The 15,849-nt window shown below is 40.7% G+C and carries 15 protein-coding genes; 4 read left to right on the top strand and 11 right to left on the bottom strand.

Annotation, left to right across the window (positions count from 1 at the left end):
* Positions 1-331: 331 nt before the first annotated feature.
* The 5 genes from ACERJO_RS07515 to speE form a co-directional block, all read right to left on the bottom strand.
* Positions 332-1,105, bottom strand: a complete 774-nt coding sequence (locus tag ACERJO_RS07515; RefSeq protein WP_373647096.1) for an alpha/beta fold hydrolase — start codon at positions 1,103-1,105, stop codon at positions 332-334.
* 136 nt (positions 1,106-1,241) lie between these two features.
* Positions 1,242-1,412 carry a XapX domain-containing protein gene (locus ACERJO_RS07510; RefSeq protein WP_247103068.1) on the bottom strand — a complete coding sequence of 57 codons (171 nt, stop codon included), beginning with the start codon at positions 1,410-1,412 and terminating at the stop codon, positions 1,242-1,244.
* Positions 1,413-1,669: 257 nt separating this feature from the next.
* Positions 1,670-3,340, bottom strand: a complete 1,671-nt coding sequence (gene argS / locus ACERJO_RS07505) for an arginine--tRNA ligase (RefSeq protein WP_247101998.1) — start codon at positions 3,338-3,340, stop codon at positions 1,670-1,672.
* Between the two features lie 4 nt (positions 3,341-3,344).
* Complete coding sequence (locus tag ACERJO_RS07500; protein WP_247101995.1) at positions 3,345-3,779, bottom strand: YwiB family protein; 435 nt, start codon at positions 3,777-3,779, stop codon at positions 3,345-3,347.
* Between the two features lie 207 nt (positions 3,780-3,986).
* Positions 3,987-4,820, bottom strand: coding sequence for a spermidine synthase (gene speE / locus ACERJO_RS07495; protein WP_373647095.1), 834 nt, complete (start codon positions 4,818-4,820; stop codon positions 3,987-3,989).
* A gap of 222 nt (positions 4,821-5,042) precedes the next feature.
* Between speE and ACERJO_RS07490 the strand changes: the two genes are divergently transcribed.
* Positions 5,043-7,100, top strand: a complete 2,058-nt coding sequence (locus tag ACERJO_RS07490) for a transglycosylase domain-containing protein (protein WP_247101989.1) — start codon at positions 5,043-5,045, stop codon at positions 7,098-7,100.
* Between the two features lie 389 nt (positions 7,101-7,489).
* Here ACERJO_RS07490 and ACERJO_RS07485 read toward each other — a convergent pair whose 3' ends face one another.
* Genes ACERJO_RS07485 through ACERJO_RS07475 form a run of 3 tightly spaced genes read right to left on the bottom strand, consistent with a single transcriptional unit; the run spans position 7,490 to position 9,859 of the window.
* The gene (locus ACERJO_RS07485; RefSeq protein ID WP_247101986.1) at positions 7,490-8,017 is read right to left on the bottom strand and encodes a YwhD family protein; all 528 of its coding nucleotides are present in this window, start codon (positions 8,015-8,017) and stop codon (positions 7,490-7,492) included.
* Between the two features lie 26 nt (positions 8,018-8,043).
* Positions 8,044-8,544: a YwgA family protein gene (locus ACERJO_RS07480; RefSeq protein WP_035344634.1), complete on the bottom strand. Its 501-nt coding sequence runs from the start codon at positions 8,542-8,544 to the stop codon at positions 8,044-8,046.
* Between the two features lie 22 nt (positions 8,545-8,566).
* Positions 8,567-9,859: an HD domain-containing protein gene (locus ACERJO_RS07475; RefSeq protein WP_247101983.1), complete on the bottom strand. Its 1,293-nt coding sequence runs from the start codon at positions 9,857-9,859 to the stop codon at positions 8,567-8,569.
* A gap of 417 nt (positions 9,860-10,276) precedes the next feature.
* Between ACERJO_RS07475 and ACERJO_RS07470 the strand changes: the two genes are divergently transcribed.
* Entirely contained in the window at positions 10,277-10,678 is a 402-nt protein-coding gene (locus ACERJO_RS07470; protein WP_247101980.1) for a MerR family transcriptional regulator, read from the top strand.
* A gap of 89 nt (positions 10,679-10,767) precedes the next feature.
* Here the strand turns inward: ACERJO_RS07470 and ACERJO_RS07465 are convergent, their stop codons facing one another.
* Positions 10,768-11,010, bottom strand: a complete 243-nt coding sequence (locus tag ACERJO_RS07465) for a YuzB family protein (protein ID WP_035344632.1) — start codon at positions 11,008-11,010, stop codon at positions 10,768-10,770.
* 143 nt (positions 11,011-11,153) lie between these two features.
* Between ACERJO_RS07465 and ACERJO_RS07460 the strand changes: the two genes are divergently transcribed.
* Positions 11,154-11,981 (top strand): lipoate--protein ligase family protein, encoded by an 828-nt coding sequence (locus tag ACERJO_RS07460; RefSeq protein WP_373647094.1) that lies wholly within the window; start codon positions 11,154-11,156, stop codon positions 11,979-11,981.
* Positions 11,982-12,186: 205 nt separating this feature from the next.
* On the opposite strand, the gene ACERJO_RS07455 is transcribed toward ACERJO_RS07460, so the two are convergent.
* On the bottom strand, positions 12,187-13,050 hold the full coding sequence (locus tag ACERJO_RS07455) for a hypothetical protein (RefSeq protein ID WP_373647093.1): 864 nt from the start codon (positions 13,048-13,050) through the stop codon (positions 12,187-12,189).
* 177 nt (positions 13,051-13,227) lie between these two features.
* Positions 13,228-14,223: a phosphate acetyltransferase gene (pta, locus tag ACERJO_RS07450; protein WP_247101971.1), complete on the bottom strand. Its 996-nt coding sequence runs from the start codon at positions 14,221-14,223 to the stop codon at positions 13,228-13,230.
* Positions 14,224-14,731: 508 nt separating this feature from the next.
* Between pta and hemQ the strand changes: the two genes are divergently transcribed.
* Positions 14,732-15,478, top strand: coding sequence for a hydrogen peroxide-dependent heme synthase (gene hemQ / locus ACERJO_RS07445; RefSeq protein ID WP_247101969.1), 747 nt, complete (start codon positions 14,732-14,734; stop codon positions 15,476-15,478).
* The last annotated feature ends 371 nt before the right edge of the window (positions 15,479-15,849 follow it).

The raw sequence follows: 15,849 nt of genomic DNA, 5'->3' as shown, positions 1-15,849 counted from the left end.
TCATAGCAAGGCTTTCAAAATCGGGCAACGGCTACGCACATTACTTCAAAGCCACTGAAAAAGTTAAAACCAAACTTTTTCAGTGGCCTCAAAAACCAACCTTTTTCAGTGCCCTTCCCTCCTGCAGGAGTCGACCCTCCCATCCCGTCCGCTTTGTTGAGAGGTAAGATAGACATTCCCTACTCTTCAACGATAAAAATAAGAGAAATAGTTTAAAAAGGCCTTTGAGAAATGAGACTCAAAGGCCTTTTATCTACAGTTTGAAGTTTCATTTTACCAAACACTTCACTGTCATTTTAAGGTCATTTTCAAACGAGTCCATCCAATACTTCTAAAAATGACGGACCATCCATTGATGGATAATCGCATTACATTCTTCTGGTGTCTTCGTTGGTACTTGATGTGCAACTTGACTCACGATGACTACATCAATTTGCTTCACTTCTTGAAGAAAATAGACGATATATGGTGTTGAAAACAGATCTCGTTTCCCATAAATCGTTAGAACGGGTACGGAGAGCTGCTTAAGACGTTCAGTCGCTACATATCGTTTCCCAGCTTCATACATATCTTTCAAAACATTCGCATCAGCACGCTTTATCCACTTTCCCATCTCCTTCTGCTCTCGCTTAGAGCGGAAGTGAGCTTTCGGTAGAGCAAGAGCAAACAAAGCCAGCAACTCTTTCTTCGCTGCCCAAATCCCAAGCTTAAATTCCTTCTCCAATAAAAACGAGGATACCTCAGGAAACCCGCCAATTAAAATAAGCCCATCCGTTCTTGCGGGATACGTCAAAGCAAATTCAGTTGCGACTGAACCTCCATTAGAGTATCCACAAATAACGGCTGATTGGATATTCATTTTCGTTAAAACGTTATTAATCATTTGTGCCAAGTACGGAACCTCTACCTCAGATGCAGACACATGCTTTGTACTTTTACCACTATTGAATAAATCAATGAAAATGACTTGATAGTGCTTAGCAAGTGACCGTTGCGATTGAAATGTTAATTGTCCCATCACTGGAGGATGTACAAAAACAAGTGGCTGTCCACTCCCGTATATTTCGTAATAAATACGAGCTTTGTCTAATTTGACATACGGCACGTTCTTCGCCTCCTTATTTCAATGGGCCTTGAAAGAGTTTGGCTTTTAACCTTTGTGGTGCCCTTTAAGCAATGAGTGAAGCCATTGCTCAAATAAAGGGTACTTAAAAAGTCGATTTGTCCTTGATTCAGTGGCCTCATTTCAGCCAATGCGCAGATACAAATACGAACAGTTGATAGCCTGCATATATACCGAAAATACCGAGTATTCCCGCTAGCGCAGGCGGAGCGGGAATAGGCAGCTTAATCCACGCAAACAAGAAACCAACGACTAACCCAGCGATAAATGCAAGAATCATTTCATTCATTTCTAGCCCCACTTTCATACTTGTACTTTGTCTCATGAGGCGACTTTTCATACATTGGTTTTTGAAGGAGAGTTAAGATAACCATACTTGTTGCCATTTCATAAAGAAGAAACAAAAGAAAAACCCGAATGAATTGTTAAATCTTCATCCGGATTACTCGATCTTACTCTTTTCCTTCATACAACCTACTTAACTGTTTCAATATAACTATATAAGGACCCTGAAAATGTTCAATTTCCAGAGTCCTTTTCATCCATTTACATTTTTTCAGGTGATGAAACACCGACAAGTGCTAACGCATTTTTGATCGTTGTTTGAGTTGCTTTCATTAAGGCAAGACGCGCAGCACTCGCCTCCTTTTGATCTGGATCAATGACACGCTCAGCATTGTAGAAGCTATGAAGTGTTGAAGCTAACTCATGAACATAGTTTGTCACACGATGCGGGCTTTGTTTTGCCGCTGCCTCCGCTACCACGACTGGGAAATCACCAATTGCTTTTAGCAAATCATAAGACTTCTCGGACGTTAAGCTTGAAAGGTCAGTCGTCTCATCAAAAGTCAATCCTAGCTCTTGACCTTGACGAAGCATACTACATACACGAGCATGAGCGTATTGAACATAATAAACGGGGTTTTCATTTGACGTCGAAACCGCCAAATCCATATCAAAGTCTAAATGAGTATCGGCACTGCGCATCGCAAAGAAATATCTCGTTGCGTCAATTCCGACCTCTTCCATTAGATCGCGTAATGTGACCGCCTTCCCAGTTCGCTTACTCATTTTCACTTTTTCGCCGCCTTGATAGAGGCTAACCATTTGAATGATTTCCACATCCATTTGCTCGGCATTATAGCCTAACGCTTGAATCGCTGCCCTCATTCTCGGAATGTACCCATGGTGGTCAGCTCCCCAAATGTTGATAAGCTTATCAAATCCACGACTCATCTTATCTTGATGATAGGCAATATCGGGAGTTAAATACGTATAGGAGCCATCATTTTTAACTAAGACACGGTCTTTGTCATCACCATACGACGTTGAGCGGAACCACGTAGCACCATCCTTTTCGTACGTCTCGCCTTTTTCAAGGAGATATGCTAATGTTTCGTCCACTTTGCCAGATTCATATAACGATGTTTCAGAGAACCAATGGTCAAATTCAACCCGATATTCCTTCAAATCGTATTTAATCTTATCTAGCTCCTTCTTTAATCCATACTCGCGAAAGAATGCCCTTCTGTCCCCTTCTGATTGATGTACAAATTTATCGCCATATTCATCAGCTAACTGTTGACCAAATTCAATGATATCTTTGCCATGATAGCCATCCTCTGGCATTCCCTTCTCTTTTCCAAGAGCTTGAAAATAACGAGCTTCAAGAGAAAGTGTCAAATTATGAATTTGATTCCCAGCATCATTAATATAATATTCCCGTTCGACCTCATATCCTGCCTTGTCCAAAATATGACAAAGCGCATCACCAACTGCCGCACCACGCGCATGCCCAAGATGTAACGTCCCAGTTGGATTAGCAGAAACAAATTCGATCTGAATCTTTGTATCTGCACCAATATTTGTTTCGCCATAGCGCTCACCCATCTTTATAACCGTTGGGACGACCTCACGTAAATACGCTTTATCCATATAAAAATTAATAAAGCCTGGCCCAGCAATTTCAACTTTTTCAATTGAAGCACGAGCTTGATCAAGATGCTCGACAATTTGCTCCGCTATGGCTCTTGGAGCTTGCTTGGCAATTCGCGCTAGCTGCATCGCCATATTCGTCGCATAGTCACCATGTACTTTATCCTTAGGTGATTCTAATATACATTCTGGGATCGTTTGATCATCCGCTAACTGAGCAGCCTTCACTGCATTCGTAATTTCTTCTTTTAATTGCTGCTTCAATTGCTCTACACTATTCATCTATTTATTCCTCCTCAAGCGTTAAGCGAACATTATGACGTCCTGTCTCTTGTCCTTGCAATAAGAACCGATAACAGATTTCAATCCGCCCACGTGTCTTTCCTCGCGGCCATTGTACTAATACTTTTTCAGTGATCGCTTCTGTTTCCCAAGATGCCTCTTGTGTCACATAACGTCCAAACGTTCTTTCACCTGCAACGAAAGCTTGTCTCATTAAGACAGCCCCCTGTCTAATTAACATTAATTCATGTCCATCCCATTTCATCGTCGTCTGAACCTTCTCAAGACCTGGGGGTGCCTCTTCAAAGCGCAAATAATCTTGACTGCCTTTATGAAAGAGCTCTCCTCTAGTTGTGAAATCATTCGTATCCGTATGGTCATCCTGCTCTACTTTCGTCTGAAAATGCATTTTCACAAATCGTTTTAGCGCCTTTTTCATGTGGCTCGCACACCTCTCTATCTTTCATAGTTTAGCGAGTTTCAGGCTCAGTTGCAAGAAGCGCTTCATATCTTTTCCAGTCAAATTAAAGGTACTGAAAAAGTTGATTTGTACATTTTCAGCGGTCTCGTCTAAGTCCTTTAGAAGACTTTTCATCCTCTTTGAAAAAAATGAGCAGCCACTGTTGGTTGCTCATCTTCTTTCAAATTAGTCTCTTCCGATTAATCTTGCTACAAATCGTGGTAAAGCAAACGCTGCGCTATGTAAATCCTTCGTATAATAGTTTGTCTCGATTTGATGAAAGCGACTGTCCTTAACCTGTAACGGGTCATATTTTTTCGATCCAATTGTAAATGTCCAAAGACCACTAGGATAGGTTGGAATGTTCGCTGTGTATAAATTCGTAATCGGAAAGATTTCCTGCACATCACGATATACGTGCGAAATTAATTCCCCTTGAAACCAAGGGTTGTCAGTTTGTGCGACAAAGATTCCGTCTTCCTTTAACGCTCTTGAAACCCCTTCATAAAAGCCTTTTTCAAACAATTTAACAGCTGGTCCTACCGGCTCGGTCGAATCTACCATGATCACATCATATTCATTTTCTGCTTTGGCAATATGCATAAAGCCGTCATCAATTTGCACTTCGACACGTGGATCTTCAAGTGCACCAGCAATAGTCGGTAAATATTTCTTCGAGTACTCGACTACTTTCCCATCGATTTCAACAAGGGTCGCCTTTTCCACACAAGGATGCTTTAACACTTCACGGATTACACCACCATCTCCTCCTCCAACGACTAATACACGTTTCGGGTTTGGGTGCGTAAATAACGGTACATGAGCAACCATTTCGTGGTAAACAAATTCATCCTTCTCCGTTGTCATCACCATTCCATCTAGAACAAGCATATTTCCAAACTCTTCCGTTTCAATCATATCTAATTGTTGAAACTCCGTCTTTTCCGTATGAAGCGTCTGCTTCACCTTTGCTGTAATGCCGAAACGCTCTGTTTGCTTTTCTGTATACCATAATTCCATTACTTTCACCTCATATTAACGATTCATTTCTGTTCTGTCGTGCTGCTCATCATTTTTGATTACTAAAACGTAATAAGTCGTTTCTTCAAAAGAAAGTATATAGCAATGCTTGAAAATCAGCAATGTTCTTCGACGCTTTCTCTTTGAATTCAGACGTTTAAGCTTTCATGTTTTTACCAATGATAAAGATAAAGGTACTTTCTCTTATATGGGGGTGGCAACATGGAAGTCATCTTGAATCGACGCAAACGGCGAAGAATGCGTCTTATAAGGTTATTGTTTAGACTCATACTGCTATTATTCGTTTTGCTTACTGCTGCTGCGGTTGGCTTACTTTCTTATACGAAAATGCAAGGCCCTCCACCATTAACAGTTGCACAAACGACGGTTTATTTCGGAGCGGATCAATCCATTATTGGGGAACGCCATCAAGGGGAAAACCGACACTGGCTTGAACTATCGGCAATAGACCACGATGTCATTGATGCAACTATCGCTGTCGAGGATCGGAAATTTTACGATCATTTTGGGTTCGACCCCTTTCGAATTGGCGGAGCGATGCTGGCGAACATCCGCTCACGATCTATGGTACAAGGTGCCAGTACGATTACACAGCAATATGCTCGCAACCTCTATTTAAGTCATGATAAAACGTGGAAACGAAAATGGAATGAATTAATGTACTCCCTTCGCCTTGAAATGAATTATGACAAGGATCAAATTCTTGAAGGCTATTTAAATACCGTTTATTACGGTCACGGGGCATATGGCATCGAGGCAGCGGCCTATCATTATTTTGGTAAATCAGCACAAGAGCTTTCCCTCGCTGAAGCAAGCATGCTTGCCGGTATTCCAAAAGGACCTAGCTACTATTCTCCTCTATTTGACTTAGAGAGGGCGAAGAAAAGGCAAAGTGTCGTCTTACAATCAATGGTAGCAACAGGGGTGCTCACACAGGTCGAAGCAGATGAAGCATATGCTGAGGAGCTTGTATTTGATCATGACGAGCTTGAAGCCACGACAACCGTTGGTCCTTATTTTCAAGATGCTGTGGAACGTGAGCTGATTCAAGAGATCGGACTAGAGCCGACCTTATTTGAAATCGGTGGCCTACGGATTTATACGACGCTTGATCCAAATATGCAACGAGAGGCGGAACGGTTCGTTCAATCAGAAATGCCGAATAATGAATTACAAGTCGCTCTTGTCGCCCTTGATCCAGTGCAAGGAGATGTAAAAGCTCTCGTCGGCGGAAAGAATTACGATGACAGTCCCTTTAATCGTGCGACTGATTTAGAGAGACACGGTGGATCGACTTTTAAGCCATTTTTGTATTATGCTGCACTTGAGAATGGCTATACACCCTCTTCAACTCTATTAAGTGAAGAAACGACCTTTACATTAGATGAAGGACGTGAAGTATGGAAACCGAGTAATTTTAATGACAATTACGCCAATGACTTTATCACTTTGCTACAAGCGATGGCCTACTCCGATAATATTTATGCCATTAAAACTCACCTTTTACTTGGGATGGATAAGCTTGTTGATATTGCTGATCGAACAGGAATGACAAGTCCATTATCAGAACGAGCTTCACTCGCTCTTGGAGCAGCAGAAGTAAACCCATTAGAGCTAGCTACAGCATATAGCGCCTTCGCTAACGGCGGTCAACGCGTCACGCCTCGTCTCGTTCGTAAAGTCGTCGATTCTGAGGGTGAGATTCTATATGAGTCTGAGCCAGAGCTAGAGCCTGCTCTTGACCCTCGTTTAGCCTATATTACAACTGATTTGATGAAGGGGATGTTTGACCCTTATTTAAATGGCTACACTTCCGTCACAGGAGGCTCTATTTCACATTTCCTCTCTCGTGAAGTTGCTGGCAAATCAGGATCAACCCCGACTGATAGCTGGATGGTCGGTTTCACACCACAATTATCGACAAGTGTATGGGTAGGCTATGACCGCGATCACCTGATCGACTCCTCTGAAGCTCAAGTTGCCAAGAGGATTTGGGCACAATTCACAGAGCACGCCTTGGAAGGCCAAAATATAATTCCATTTGACGTCCCTGATGGAGTTATTGGGGTTGAAATGGATCCTTTCACTGGCCTATTAGCGACTGAAGACTGTCCAACCCACCGTACAACTTACTTTCTTGAAGGGACAGAGCCAACTACTCCATGCCCGTCCCCGACAGAAGATGCCATGTTAAACGAAGAGCAAGACCATGATAAAGAGAATATCATTGATCGCTTCTTCCGCTGGTTCGGAAGCTAAGAAAAATGCGCAGCGTTTTTTATTAAATGGGTCGTGCGGAGCCGTTACAGCACGGTTTTCAGTTATTCTGAACTTTCAGAACAACGTGTAACGTGCGAAGCCGTCGCTCTCTTTTGCGTTTGCCAACACCCTCTATACTTTATTTTATACATTCTTATCTTTTAAAAAAGTCAAAAAAGCTGACCTCCATTTTGGAGATCAGCTTTTTTTGTCCTAGTATAAATGTGCGTTTATACTTCCTTTTAGTTTACTCGCTATGACGAAAAAGCTCAATAGTCGCAACCACTATTCAAAAATCGTTCAAATTTAAGCGTAATTTACCCTTTACATTTATACGACGTTCTGATAGTCAATCTAGCTTGATTAGGCTTCCAAGCCGTTTATAAACGCTAATCATCTAATAAAGCTGCGTGTAGTTCCTCTGAAGAATGCTCCCACATCGCCTCATTATGATCTTTCAGGAAACGGGCAAGGATTTTCCTTGATTTTGTATCCATATCATCGACAGCTACTTTCCCTTTTAGTGATTTATCCATCTTATTCACATGCTCTGGCATACTCTTATACCCACGTCGAATTTCGCGGTCAACGAGCATTTCACAGCCTGCTACACCTGCATAATACGGCTTCTTATCCTTATATTCAATCGATACCCAAACGAGCCAATACAGTTTGCCGTTTGGTACCTCTTCCTTATTTTTTAAAAATTTAATACGTTTCTCGACGGCTGAACGAGCATGAAGAGCTCCCATATCAACAAATGCCTCATCGTCCTCTGGACAAACAAAAATAGGTGACACATTATCTAAATTCATCACCCCTGCACCGTATCCACCATGCCCATCTGTAGAATCCCCACTTAAAATATTAAAGCCCGTTGTCTTCTTCTTAAGGTTGTCATTGTTTAATAAATCCATCTAACCATCATCCTTTCCAAATACTATTATGACAACAGCCCCCGCAACATATGTATATAGGTATATGCTTCATCTAATTCCTCATCACTATAGTTTTGCTTAGCCTTTAAAGTATGAACCTTTTCCTTCTGCTCAGCCATATCCAAATCTTCAAAGTACAGTAACGTGGAAACAAGCTCTAAAAAACGTGAGCTCTTGTCATTTAACGCTTCAACCAATTCCTTCGAGAGAGACTGATTCGGATACATGCCTAAGAATCTCTCCCCTTCAGTAGAAAGTGTATAACGATATTGAACGTAATGCCCTTTATCCTCTTTACGTTCAACGACAAACCCTAAGTTACACAGTTCCTCCATCCTTAAGCTTAACTCTTCCGAATACGGTCCAAACATATGAAACGTATATTTCTCTGAAAAAGGCGCATTCAGCTTCTTCGCAATGTAAATCATTTTCTGCAGTTTTTTTCTGCCGATGATTTCTCCCGCCTGCAAAAACAGCCCCATCACATTGGCGTGATCCTTCAGCATCGTTATCCCTCTTCCCTTTTCATTATATATCTAGAACCTTTCGTATTTGGCGCTTAATCTCACCATACTCTTCTTCGTCCTCTAACCGATCAAGTGGCACATACAGCTTATGATCCGTTCTCTTCTTACCTGAAATCGCCTCAACAACGTCTGATTGTCGCGAAAGCTCTCGTAGCTTTCCATTTGGCATTAACAAATGAATCGGCACTCGCTCTTCTTCCTCACCCGGTCTGTAAAAATCATAAGGCAAATCAGACGAGGAATCCAATACTAAATAATAATCTGGCTGTAAATCAGCCTGCTTAAACAAATCATGTAGCACGAGCCAATCATCCATTCGGTTGTTTGGATTAAATTCAATATATTTAAAAAGACGTCTATTTAGAAATCTTACACAAAGATCGCGCAAAATGCGATCCTCTTCTTCCTGCCAAACTTGGAAATAATACAAGACAATCGCCTCATCTAACCGCAAATAATCGTCCAAGCTCGCTTTTCCTTTAAAAATCGAATAAAAATGTTTCGGCTCCTGTTTAAAGGAGTATTCTTGCTCATAAAGATCCTTCGCCCGCATTAATATTTTGCTTAAAATCACTTCTGCACTTCGCGTGACCGGGTGAAAGTACACCTGCCAATACATTTGATATCGACTCATAATATAATCCTCAACAGCATGCATACCGCTATTCTTAATGACAACTTGATCCTCTTTCGGTCTCATGACCCGCAATATTCGCTCCATGTCAAAATGACCATAGCTCACACCTGTATAATAAGCATCGCGCTGTAAGTAATCCATTCGGTCTGCATCAATTTGACTTGAGATCATACTTGTCACAAGCTTATTCGAATACGTCTTCTCAATGACATCAGCAACATCTTTCGGAAATTGCGGATGAACTTGAGAAAGAACATGATTAATCTCCGTATCACCTAAAATGATCGATCGCGTCCACTCTTCATGGTCAGTGTCGAACACCTTTTCAAATGAATGAGAGAAAGGGCCATGACCAATATCATGCAGAAGCGCAGCTGTTAATACGAGCAATCGTTCCTCATCGTTCCAATCAGGGCGTCCGGTAAATTCCTCTACCATTCTCCTTGTAATCTCGTATACCCCTAACGAATGGTTAAAGCGAGTATGCTCGGCACCATGGAAGGTCACATAGGTTGTCCCAAGCTGTCGAATTCGTCGCAACCGCTGAAACTCCCTCGTTCCAATGAGCTCCCAGATTAATTCATCTCGGACATGGATATACCGATGAACAGGATCCTTAAACACCTTCTCCTCTGCTAAAACACCATATTTACTCATAGTTCATCCTCTCATATTCGACGTTACTACTATTATATAAGAAATATTCATACATGTCTTTTCCCAATGCTTTCTTACACACATTCAATATCTAATTTCTAGCCCTTCTTTTAGTTGACTGTGACACTAATGTTGACGAATAGTCAATGGTAACTAATGTAGCGAGACTATCTCAAAAAGTCTTAAAATGACGCATTTGAGATAGTCTTTTTCAATCACTAACGAAGACATTTAAAAACACCAAATGATATAATCATTTCATACACGCTCATGAAAAAAACGGAAAAAGAGAGGCTTGCGGTAGAAGGTAATAGCTAGTGACATAGTTACATATATGAGTAATAGCACGTTATAAAACTTCGCAAGGATCTACTATCTGATTATGCGATATAAGCTACCAATAAGGAGGTATTTTAATTGAAAATAAGTGAATTATCTAAAAAGACAGGTGCTAGCATCCGATCGATCCGTCACTATGAAAAGAAAAATCTCATTACTTCTACTCGTCTTGATAACGGCTATCGGGAGTTTGATGAATCTTCCATTGAACGAATTAAAACTATCAAAATCTATTTGGGCTTAGGACTAACGACTGATCAAATCGAGGAATTTTTGAATTGTATGGATTCCTACCCACAATATGAAATTGAGGAATGTGATGAAGTATTTGACGTATATGAAGAAAAATTAGCTGAAATTAACAAGAACATGCATGCATTATCAATCGTAAAACAACGGTTAGAAGAGCAAATTAAGAAGAAAGAAGACAGGGAACTAACTCGTTCGATGCGTTGTCCTGCCTCTATTCATCATCATTAACTACGAAAGACACCACATTTTCTTACTCATTTTAAAAAAGAGTGTCCACTTTTACACGACGGTAAAGCGACACTCTTAGCAATAAGCTCTTACGAAGAAGAGACAACTTTTGATTTTATCTTCTTTTCTACTTTGTCTAACAGCTGATCCTCATCAGGGGCTGCTACAGGACGATTATTGACAAATGCGAATGATTTCTTTCGTCCTGGACCGCAATACGATTGACAACGAATATCGATAGTCGCGGTAGGATCGAGCTTCTTTAAACGTGGCATAAGCGTCTTAATGTTCGTTGCCTGACACTCGTCACAAATTCGAAATTCATTGGCCATATCTCGGTTCCTTTCATCTATAGTTCAGCTTACTTTTTATAAAACCTAGCGATTATTTTAACATACCTCCTCCTTTTTTGCACGAAAAAAGGGCAGACATGCTATAATATAACGAGCTTATCTTAATGAACAGGAGTCTACACATGAGCGAAACCTTATCATCCATCTCTAAGCAATGGAGATTGCTAGACCATTCAACATTAGGTCTACATTTCCCACCACTTGATTCTTTTGCCTATGACGACACCTTATGTACCTTTGTTGGACGGGACCATTCTTTGCCAACCATTCGACCTTGGGTTCACAATCAAACGATCGTTCTCGGCATTCAAGATAGTCGCCTCCCTCATATTCATGATGGCATTCAACACTTACATTCAGCAGGTTACGAGGTCATCGTCCGAAATTCAGGTGGCTTAGCTGTTGTTCTTGATCCCGGCATACTAAATGTCTCTCTTATTATGAAGGAAAACCAATCGATTTCGATCGATTTGGGATATGATATGATGTACCGTTTTATACAGAAAGCTCTCTCACCTTATAAGGTTAGCATTGAAGCACGGGAAATTGCCGGTTCTTATTGCCCTGGTAGCTATGACCTTAGTATAAATGGCAAGAAATTTGCTGGTATATCACAAAGACGCATACGAGGCGGGGTAGCTGTTCAAATTTATTTATGTTTAACAGGTAGTGGCGGGGATCGCGCTCGCCTCATTCGTTCGTTTTATGAACACGCTGTGAAGCAATCACCAACTAAATATACATATCCAGACATCATACCTACAACAATGGCGTCCTTGTCCTCTTTACTTAATGAAGAGATTGATGTCACGAAAGGATTGCATCTCCTGCTCGAAGCGATGCTTCAAGAGAACATTTCACTCTCAACGACAGCCTTTTCTCAAGAGGAGCATGCTTGGTTTTTAGAGCAACAAGTTCGGTTAAGGAAGCGAAATGAAAAGGTGTTCTAAGAAAAACTGCGCAGCAGTCTTTTCTTAGAAGCGTTGCGCGGAGCCGTTACAACGGTTTTAGGCTTTTTATGAAAGTGGCGTTTTTTCATAAAGAACGTGGAACGAGTGAAGCTGATGCCACTGTAATCCGGGCTGCGTTACTTGAAAAACGCTATTTTGACCGTGTTTTGTTATTCTGCAACCCGATTTCATCCTGTTATATCGCCTACACAACATCCTCTCTCACCACTTCTTTTTGAACTCCAAGAAAAAAGGAATACGTGTAATCTCCAACAAAAAGCATGACAATATGGAGCATGAAAAAGTAAATGATATTGGTATTCCTTACATTTAGCAGCTTAAAGCGAATCAGCAATTGATCAAAGAGAAGAGCACAACCGAGCGCAATCGCTTTAAATCTACCTTTTGATAAGAGCGTGCTAATTGTCGGGAAAAAGCTAACAACTAACGCATATACAGGAGCAAGAATAAAATGATTCCAGTCCTTACTTCTTGGCGTAAGATACGGGAATTGAAAACGAAACACGTTCGTAAAGGCGAATAAAAAAAATAACGCATTCGTATAATAAATCACATGACTAAAATAGAGTGAAATCACCGTAAACAGCTTTCTCTTCGAGGAGCGAAAGCCTAACCACCACTGATCGATAAACCAAAAATAAAAAATAATACCAACCACAGTAAAAGACGTATTCCACGTCCGATTCACAAAAATTCCCTTCCTTAAAAAGATCGCTTCAATTCCACCAAACATGAGCGCTAGCCCAACCTTAGTTTTCCACCCAAGTCGAAACAATGTAATGAATGCGGCCTTAACAGGTACAAAGAACGCTTGAGAAAGAAAAGCACCGAATATACTGTCAACCCAAGCATTCCGAAACACCCCAGGCTTATATCGATACATTCGCAATAGGTTTAAAACAACATACTCAAATAAATACGTAAATCCAATCGAGCCCAAAAGCAACGCTATCGTTTGCTTTTTAAAACGTACAAACGTAATAAGAAATAAAATTGTATGACAAATACAAACGATAAAAAAAGGGCGTGTTTGCGTCTTAATCATCATGAATATCCTTTCCTTTTCAAGTATATTGCTCTTAGTGTGAATAAAGATTTGCTTTTTCATACCGTGGAAAAAGAATGGAAAATGAGAAAAGCGTGCAACGGCTTTTCTATTTCTTCACTTTATACGATCATACCTAAAAAGAGCTAAAAGATGAGAACACCTTTTAGCTCTTTTCTCTTATTTCGTTACCGCCGATTTCTGATTAAGAGCCTGCATCGCCGTAATCAGAGAAAGCTTATAAACATCTGCGGCATTACAACCACGAGAAAGATCGTTCACTGGCTTATTCAACCCTTGTAGGATCGGTCCAATTGCATCATAACCACCTAAACGTTGAGCAATCTTATAGCCTAAGTTTCCTGATTCTAAGCTCGGAAAAATAAACACATTCGCTTGACCTTGTAATGGCGAATCAGGAGCTTTCTTTTGCGCGACAGCAGGTACAAACGCTGCATCGAATTGGAACTCCCCATCTATAACAAGATCAGGACGAGCTGCTTGCGCTAGTTTTGTTGCTTCAGATACTTTTTGCGTTTCAATCGACGAAGCCGAACCTTTCGTCGAAAAGCTTAGCATCGCTACTTTTGGATCTATGTCAAACACTTTAGCCGTTTCAGCCGTTGCAATGGCAATTTCAGCTAACTCCTCACTATTTGGAGCGATATTAATCGCACAATCACCAAATACAAACTTCTTGTCCTCTTTCACCATAACAAACACACCTGATGTTCTCTTTATACCTGGCTGTGTTTTAATAATTTGTAAAGCAGGACGTACTGTATCTCCCGTAGAATGAGCAGCACCACTTACTAAACCGTCTGCTATCCCCATATGGACAAGCATCGTACCAAAGTAGTTGACATCAACAAGCTTTTCACGTGCTGTTTCTTCAGTTTCTTTTCCTTTTCTTCGTTCTACAAAGGCTTGAATCATATCATCCATTCCATCATAGCTTGACGGATCCATAATGGTTACATTCACTACATCCAATTGTAGCTGCTTCGCCTTCTCTTTAATCTCCTCTTCACTACCAATTAAAATCGGTCTAACGACTTGATCAGATTTAAGTTTAATCGCCGCTTCCAAAATGCGTTCATCTGTCCCCTCAGGCAAAACGATCGTCGGCTGATGTTTCTCCACTTGATTTTTTATAGCTGCAAATAGACCGCTCACTACATTTCCTCCTCTTTATCCGTTCCCTCTACTTATTTCCCTACTATAAGGATACTCCTCTTCATTCTAAAAAGGAACCATATTTGTCAAGTTCATCAAAGTTCAAATTTTTGAAAAAATCTATCTGTTTCCGTTTTCACAGTCGCTAATCCTTCTCCTTTCGCCACTTTACCCTTTTTCTAGGATGACCAAAGATTTGACGCTTATGTGTCAGAGACTCGCTTCATTTTTTCCTTGTTAAAAAGTGTGATATATTAAAAGAGCATGTTCAAAAAGTACCATAAAACACGGCAATGGCTCCGGTTGCTATGCGTCTTGTGGTCAGAAAACCACTCATCACAAGACTTTCAATAAATGTAGCGACTACTCATTGCTTCGAGGTCATTCAAAAAGGGGAAACCAGGGCACCAAAAAAGTTAAAAACAAAACTTTGTCAGTGCCTTCAAAATCAGCGCTTTTTTGGACAACCTCTTTAAATAATTTACAGAAGATGAGGAGTGTGTATATCATGAGTGAAGCCGCAGTAACATTAGATGGATGGTATTGCTTACATGATTTTCGGACAATGAATTGGCCAGCTTGGAAAACTCTTACTCAAGAAGAACGTAATGAAATTTTAGACGAATTTCATTCTATGATTGCTTCTTGGCAAGAAACAGAAGAACAAGAAAAAGGAAGTCATGCCCTCTATTCAATAGTCGGACAAAAGGCTGACTTGATGATGATGATTTTACGTCCTACGATGGAAGAATTAAACGAAATCGAAACCGTCTTTAATAAATCAAAGCTAGCTGAGTTCACGATTCCGAGCTATTCGTATGTCTCAGTTGTTGAATTAAGCAATTATATGGCCGGGGATAGCGATGGTGATCCTTATCAAAACCCTCATGTCCGTAGTAGACTATACCCAATTTTACCAAAGGCCAATCATGTTTGCTTTTATCCAATGGACAAGCGCCGTGAAGCAAATGACAATTGGTATATGCTCCCGATGGAAGAACGACGTTCCCTTATGAGGAGCCATGGCTTAATTGGCCGAAGCTATGCTGGCAAAGTGAAGCAAGTCATTACAGGTTCTGTCGGCTTTGATGATTGGGAATGGGGCGTGACGTTATTCGCTGACGACGTTCTTCAATTTAAGAAGCTTGTTTACGAAATGCGTTTTGACGAAGTATCAGCTCGCTATGGGGAATTCGGCGCTTTTTATGTTGGGAATCGATTAGATCTCGAGAGTTTACATACGTTTATGAACTAAAATGTTCTCTATTTTGAATCCAGAGGCTAGGACATAACTAGCTTCAAATAGTGAAAAGGTGAATTTGAGTGTACTCAAACTCACCTTTTTCTATTTTGCGTGTAAATTCTTCTATTACCCTATATGTTGGCAATGAACTTAAAGTTCATTGCCATTAACGCAAACCCCATCTCGTTTTCTACCTTCGATTTCCCTCGGACAGAAAATCGAGTGAAACGCAAATGAGCCTTTAAGAATCCAAAAACTCGTTACACGCATTTACGAAAGAGACGCATTTTCATAAACGCTCAACCCCTTTGTATCGGCTCAGCACGAGGATGTAAGTTTTCTTTGCATAAAGAAAAGAAGTCAGTCATATAGTGAAGTAACTG

The sequence above is a fragment of the Halalkalibacter sp. AB-rgal2 genome (genome assembly GCF_041821005.1).
GTDB lineage: Bacteria > Bacillota > Bacilli > Bacillales > Bacillaceae_D > Halalkalibacter.
The sequence above is the reverse complement of the archived record's forward strand: the minus strand, read 5'-3'. Positions and strand labels throughout refer to the sequence as shown.

What these genes read in the sequence shown, in the direction of transcription:
- ACERJO_RS07510 (WP_247103068.1), bottom strand. Translation starts at nt 1,412, where the DNA reads ATGAATGAAATGATTCTTGCATTTATCGCTGGGTTAGTCGTTGGTTTC.
- argS (WP_247101998.1), bottom strand. Translation starts at nt 3,340, where the DNA reads ATGAATAGTGTAGAGCAATTGAAGCAGCAATTAAAAGAAGAAATTACG.
- ACERJO_RS07500 (WP_247101995.1), bottom strand. Translation starts at nt 3,779, where the DNA reads ATGAAAAAGGCGCTAAAACGATTTGTGAAAATGCATTTTCAGACGAAA.
- speE (WP_373647095.1), bottom strand. Translation starts at nt 4,820, where the DNA reads ATGGAATTATGGTATACAGAAAAGCAAACAGAGCGTTTCGGCATTACA.
- ACERJO_RS07490 (WP_247101989.1), top strand. Translation starts at nt 5,043, where the DNA reads ATGGAAGTCATCTTGAATCGACGCAAACGGCGAAGAATGCGTCTTATA.
- ACERJO_RS07485 (WP_247101986.1), bottom strand. Translation starts at nt 8,017, where the DNA reads ATGGATTTATTAAACAATGACAACCTTAAGAAGAAGACAACGGGCTTT.
- ACERJO_RS07480 (WP_035344634.1), bottom strand. Translation starts at nt 8,544, where the DNA reads ATGCTGAAGGATCACGCCAATGTGATGGGGCTGTTTTTGCAGGCGGGA.
- ACERJO_RS07475 (WP_247101983.1), bottom strand. Translation starts at nt 9,859, where the DNA reads ATGAGTAAATATGGTGTTTTAGCAGAGGAGAAGGTGTTTAAGGATCCT.
- ACERJO_RS07465 (WP_035344632.1), bottom strand. Translation starts at nt 11,010, where the DNA reads ATGGCCAATGAATTTCGAATTTGTGACGAGTGTCAGGCAACGAACATT.
- ACERJO_RS07460 (WP_373647094.1), top strand. Translation starts at nt 11,154, where the DNA reads ATGAGCGAAACCTTATCATCCATCTCTAAGCAATGGAGATTGCTAGAC.
- ACERJO_RS07455 (WP_373647093.1), bottom strand. Translation starts at nt 13,050, where the DNA reads ATGATGATTAAGACGCAAACACGCCCTTTTTTTATCGTTTGTATTTGT.
- hemQ (WP_247101969.1), top strand. Translation starts at nt 14,732, where the DNA reads ATGAGTGAAGCCGCAGTAACATTAGATGGATGGTATTGCTTACATGAT.